The sequence below is a fragment of the Sphingobium indicum BiD32 genome (assembly GCF_000382885.1).
GTDB lineage: Bacteria > Pseudomonadota > Alphaproteobacteria > Sphingomonadales > Sphingomonadaceae > Sphingobium > Sphingobium japonicum_C.
The window spans coordinates 1-4,534 of sequence record NZ_CAVK010000026.1 but is presented as its reverse complement, the minus strand read 5'-3'; the positions used below and the strand labels follow the sequence as shown (position 1 = coordinate 4,534).

Below are 4,534 nucleotides of genomic sequence, written 5' to 3'. Positions count from 1 at the left end.
TATAAGAGACAGCTTTTGAGGGTGACGCTGGCGCCAAAATGCATTTCTGGTTGAAAGGCTTAAAAGAGAAACATCAGGATAGTTTATTCAGGACGAATCTCGACGCTTTCCCATCTGCCAGCTCCGTTGTCTGTTGGGATGTGCACCTTTAGCTGTTCGACCGTATAGATCGTCAGCGCTTCACTATTGAGATTCCAAAGGTGAATCTCGAAAGCTCCGCCATATTGCTCAGCTGTTTTCCATTCGTTGCGAGATAGGATCATGCGCGGAGGATGTGCCTGTGTCGTTTTCACTTCTATCAGGCGATTGACCTGACTGCCCTCATGCCAAGCGTACGAGAGAATGTCATATCCTACGGTGTTGTCGTCGATCGCGACCCACTCTGGTTCACGGCGTATCCCTTCCTGCTGCAGGCGGGCCTTCTCATATGCCAACGAAAGGCGCTCACCCTCCCGGCCCTGGGCAAGCAATCTTGCATCACGCTCGCCGCGATTGAGAGTTGCAAGCGCATCCCACCACTCGGTCGCGCGCGCATCTGAACCGAGAAGTCCAGCTGAGCGGAGGCATTGCACGCCATTCACTCCGATTGCCTGCAGCACATGATTGCGCCCTGCTGGCGCTAGACGTGCCCAAATTGGCGATCTGTCGGCGATGATGGCTTCAATCGCGGCGGTAAAAAATGCCTCCAACGGCGTGACTAGCTGAGGCGAGATGCGGCCCTCGATATTGGCACCGGCATCGAAGTCGTGCGGATAAAAATCCGCCCTTACGGCGCGGACGGTAGCGATGATATCGGGAGTGCTGAGTTCTGGATTTTTCTCCCGAAAAGTCCGAATGAGGTAGGCCGCTTCAAAAGCGCTCATCGCTAAGATGCGGTCTTCGTCCACTATCCGCCCTCGTCTTCGTCAAAATGGGCGCGGCCTTCTAATTCCTCTACCAGGTCCACGATATCCTGCAGATCAACATCGTAATCGACTGGCTCTTCCGCGTTTTCTTCGTCGAGAGCGATTTGATGCAGGTCGCGGTCGTCTAGGAGCTGTTGCATCGCCCGGACTTTGGTAGCCAACCGCCGACTGACGGAATGGTCGATACAGCCCAGCCCCTGCGGCGCGCGTGTTTGAAAAATGTGGACGTTTGTGATCTCGTTGGGATCTAAGCCAAGGCGATGTATCCGGTCGATCGATTGGAGGAAATGAGTGCTGACATAGCTCCGATCGAGGTACAGGGCTTCATGGCAGACCGTGTGCAAGCTGATCCCTTCACCGGCGGCAGCCGGATTGGCGATCATCACCATGCAATCATCGTCCAAATGGAAGCGCCGCAATCTGCCTTCCCTGGTTTCCGGATCGGAGGCGTCACCAGAAGGGACAGCGCCGTAGAGCGCGACCGGGTTAAGATCGGCCAGCATCAACAACATCTGCTCAATGGTGTCGGTGAATATCGTCCATATCACCGACTTACGACCATGTTGCGCGAGTTCGCGGGCCTTAGCTGCAACAGCCAGCATTTTCGGTGAAGGGCCGTCTTCGACGACCTGATCCACGAGGCCGGAATTTATGCCAGTGATATCCGATGTGATCGCGCGTAGGGCGAGCAACGGGTTTGACGAAAGTTGCAGCAAGCGCATGACCGATTTTCGCGCTCCTGCGAAATCGATAGCGCCGGATCTAATATTGCTGAGCTGCCGCAGGCTTTCGCTGCGCACCAGGCTATAGAGAGCCAGTTGCCCCTGACCCATACCGACCTGATGGAAGTGGGTATAGCGGGCGGGGAGGCCCAGCTCCTCTTTCGTGGTCCGAACGTAAAGGCTTCCCAGCACTTCTCGCGGCGGTGTCCCACGGCTGATTTCGAGGCCAAGCCCTTGACCAGGCCATAGGAAATTGAGTTGGGAAACCAGGTCGGAAGGCGACTGCGGCATAGGGGTTCCGCTCAACACGTCGCGGCGGATCGGAAGTGGGGCGAGGTTCAGTAGCAGCGCACCGCGCTGCGAAGCCTCGCCCGCCTTCATGCGATGAGACTCATCAAGTATCAGATGGACCGGCTGTCGCGCCAAATATGCGCCGATGATCCCAGGATGCTGAATCAGGAGATCATAATTGATGACGAAGCGCCTGCCGCCACCGGTCAACATCGTCTCAATCGCATGGCTTGTGCCACTTAATACCTGAAACGCTTCCGTATCAGGGCCGTTGGCATCCATCGTGTCGTTTACGATCTCACTCCAGGCCGGAAAAGCCGCTTTGGGGCAAACGACGAGGACGTGCGCGCCGGGCTGACTTGTCAGCAGATGCAAAGCGAAGGCGACGGTCGTTTTTCCCGCGCCGGGAACGGAGAAATTCGCGCCATTTTGGATGGAAAGCAGGTGGCGGATATCCCGGACCTGAAACCATTTGAGATCACGCTTGAAGCCGAGTGCGCGCAGGCGGCTGCGGACCTCCTCTTCCGTAACCGTGAGCGTCAGGCTCCCTTGTGCTTCCTGCACCTTCCTTCGCGCGGCGGCAAAATCTTGGATGCGGGCCTGCGCGTCGGCGTCGGGCTTGAACCTGAAGTTATATGCCCGTTGCTGATCGCGCGTGCCGTAATCGCGCAATATGTCGAGAACGCTGGGCCAGCTTAGCTCAATCGCCAGCTCCGTAATCCTGGCATCGCTGCCGATCACCGAAGCCGACTGTTTCAGCCGCTCCCATACGGTGTTACCGGTCGGGGCTTCGACCAGCAAGACACCGCGCCGGTTCTGGTCGTCGTAACGGACGACGATATGCAGCGGCTCTTGGGCAGCACCTGCTTCCATCGGTCAGGCCACGCCAGATTTCGTCTCGGCGCGCTGACGTTCGAGAAATCCACGGAGCCGGTCTACGTTGGCTTGAACGGCGTCGAGTTGTTTGCCGATCGCGTCCAAGCTCCCAGGAGCGGCGCGTGTCATATCGACCTCCGACAGCTTACCATTTGCCGACTGAATCAGATTGAGCGGCATCTGTCCGTCGCGCTTGTCGCGCTCGATCTCGATGATCCCCTCGCACACCTCAACGAGCTGGTCCGACACCTCGTCACGGCGCGTGGCATCGTCCATGAGGGAAATCAGGGGTCGGAGCGTCGGCCCTGTATTGCCGCCAAGATCGACGGCGAAATCGTCGCCATCCTCATCATCCGATGGACCGCTTTCGTCCAGTTCGACCCCAAAGCGCTCGGCAAGTTTGGCCGCCACCTCGTCAGCTTTTTTTCCGAACATAGGTTTGAAATCGTATACGCGCCGTTTCAGCTTGCTACGCCGATCGGCGAGCAGCCATGCGATCCTGCGACTGACTTCCTGGGCATCGCCCGTTTTGGCCTTCACGTTTTCGCCAATGTCGAAAAACAACTGTTTGGCGTCCTCAATCGCTTCATAGTCACCGCCGCGATTAAGCCATTCAACAAGGTACAGGTCGGCCTCGGTCAGGGCGTTGATCGCATCGTCGATCTCGACCTTTTTCTTGTTCATGAGGGCCATGAGTTCCTTCATCGGTCGCCCGCTGTCGCGCAGCTCGCGGATGGCGATGCACTCATTGATCCAATCATAATCGAGTTCTGTGCGCTGCTTCATCTGCAAGCGCACCTCTACCTCGACAATATCTTTCTCGGTCGCGGTTGCGGGCAGAAGTTGGCATTTTACAGTGGCAAATTCGCGGTAAAGATTCGGATCTTCCTCAAAGAGACTGCGCATCGCTGCCAATCGGCGGTTGCCGTTGACGACGACGCCGCGCCGCGTGATGAGGATAGGCTGACGCTGGCGTTCGGCCTTGAGCACGTCGATGATAGGCGCAACCGAGCCTTCCCGCCCGGTATTGGCATATTTCAGCAAAAACTCATGCTGGCGTTGCTGCGCCGCTTCGTTTTCCTCGCCGGATGCGAAGTAGTCGGCTGGCTTGCCTTCGCGGCGCGCATAAGCCTGCTGGGCAGTGCGTGTCCGGAAGTTCGCCATGCGATATATCGGCAATCCCAACGGCACCAAGATAACCGGCAAATCGTAAGGCTGGCTCTGATACTCATAGAACGGCTCAGTCTTGTCCGATTCCGTAGCACGCTCGGCAATTTGCGCTTCGCGGATATGAGCCGGTTCCACATTTACGGTATACGCCATGCGGGCGACCCCCTATTCAAACCCGATCAGGAAGATCGGTACTGTTATCGTGCGGTCGAACAACCGCAGCTCATTCATGATGCGCTCGAAACTGGCGATGTTACTGCCAATGCTCGCCGCAGCTTGCTTCGTCGGTAGCGCCAAAGCGGCAGCTTCAATCCGCCGAGCGCTCCATAGATGCTGTAGCTTCAATAGGTCGTAGGGAGCGCGGCTGGCATTACCGGTTTGAAGGTGAAAGGAGAGATCGTCCTTCACCCCGAAGACGGTCAGATCATAACTTTGATCGATTTTCACATCGAACGGCCAGCCCTCGGCGGCAAGCTCCGCTTTCACATGATCGCGGATGGCCGTCGTTGAGCCAGGACCAACGGTCAGGTCTGGCTTCTGGAACACGTCCATCTGAGTAGCCCCTAGATT

At 57.1% G+C, this 4,534-nt stretch carries 4 protein-coding genes; all 4 read right to left on the bottom strand.

Features of this window, described 5'->3' with window-relative positions:
* Window positions 1-83: 83 nt before the first annotated feature.
* Window positions 84-887: a DUF3883 domain-containing protein gene (locus EBBID32_RS02910; protein WP_037488392.1), complete on the bottom strand. Its 804-nt coding sequence runs from the start codon at window positions 885-887 to the stop codon at window positions 84-86.
* Complete coding sequence (locus tag EBBID32_RS02905; protein WP_006950373.1) at window positions 887-2,791, bottom strand: SNF2-related protein; 1,905 nt, start codon at window positions 2,789-2,791, stop codon at window positions 887-889. Before EBBID32_RS02905 ends, EBBID32_RS02910 begins: the two co-directional genes overlap by 1 nt.
* 3 nt (window positions 2,792-2,794) lie before the next feature.
* Window positions 2,795-4,117, bottom strand: a complete 1,323-nt coding sequence (locus tag EBBID32_RS02900; protein ID WP_037488391.1) for a hypothetical protein — start codon at window positions 4,115-4,117, stop codon at window positions 2,795-2,797.
* A 12-nt stretch (window positions 4,118-4,129) separates the two neighbouring features.
* On the bottom strand, window positions 4,130-4,534 hold a 405-nt coding region (locus EBBID32_RS02895; protein WP_037488390.1), incomplete at its 5' end, for a BglII/BstYI family type II restriction endonuclease.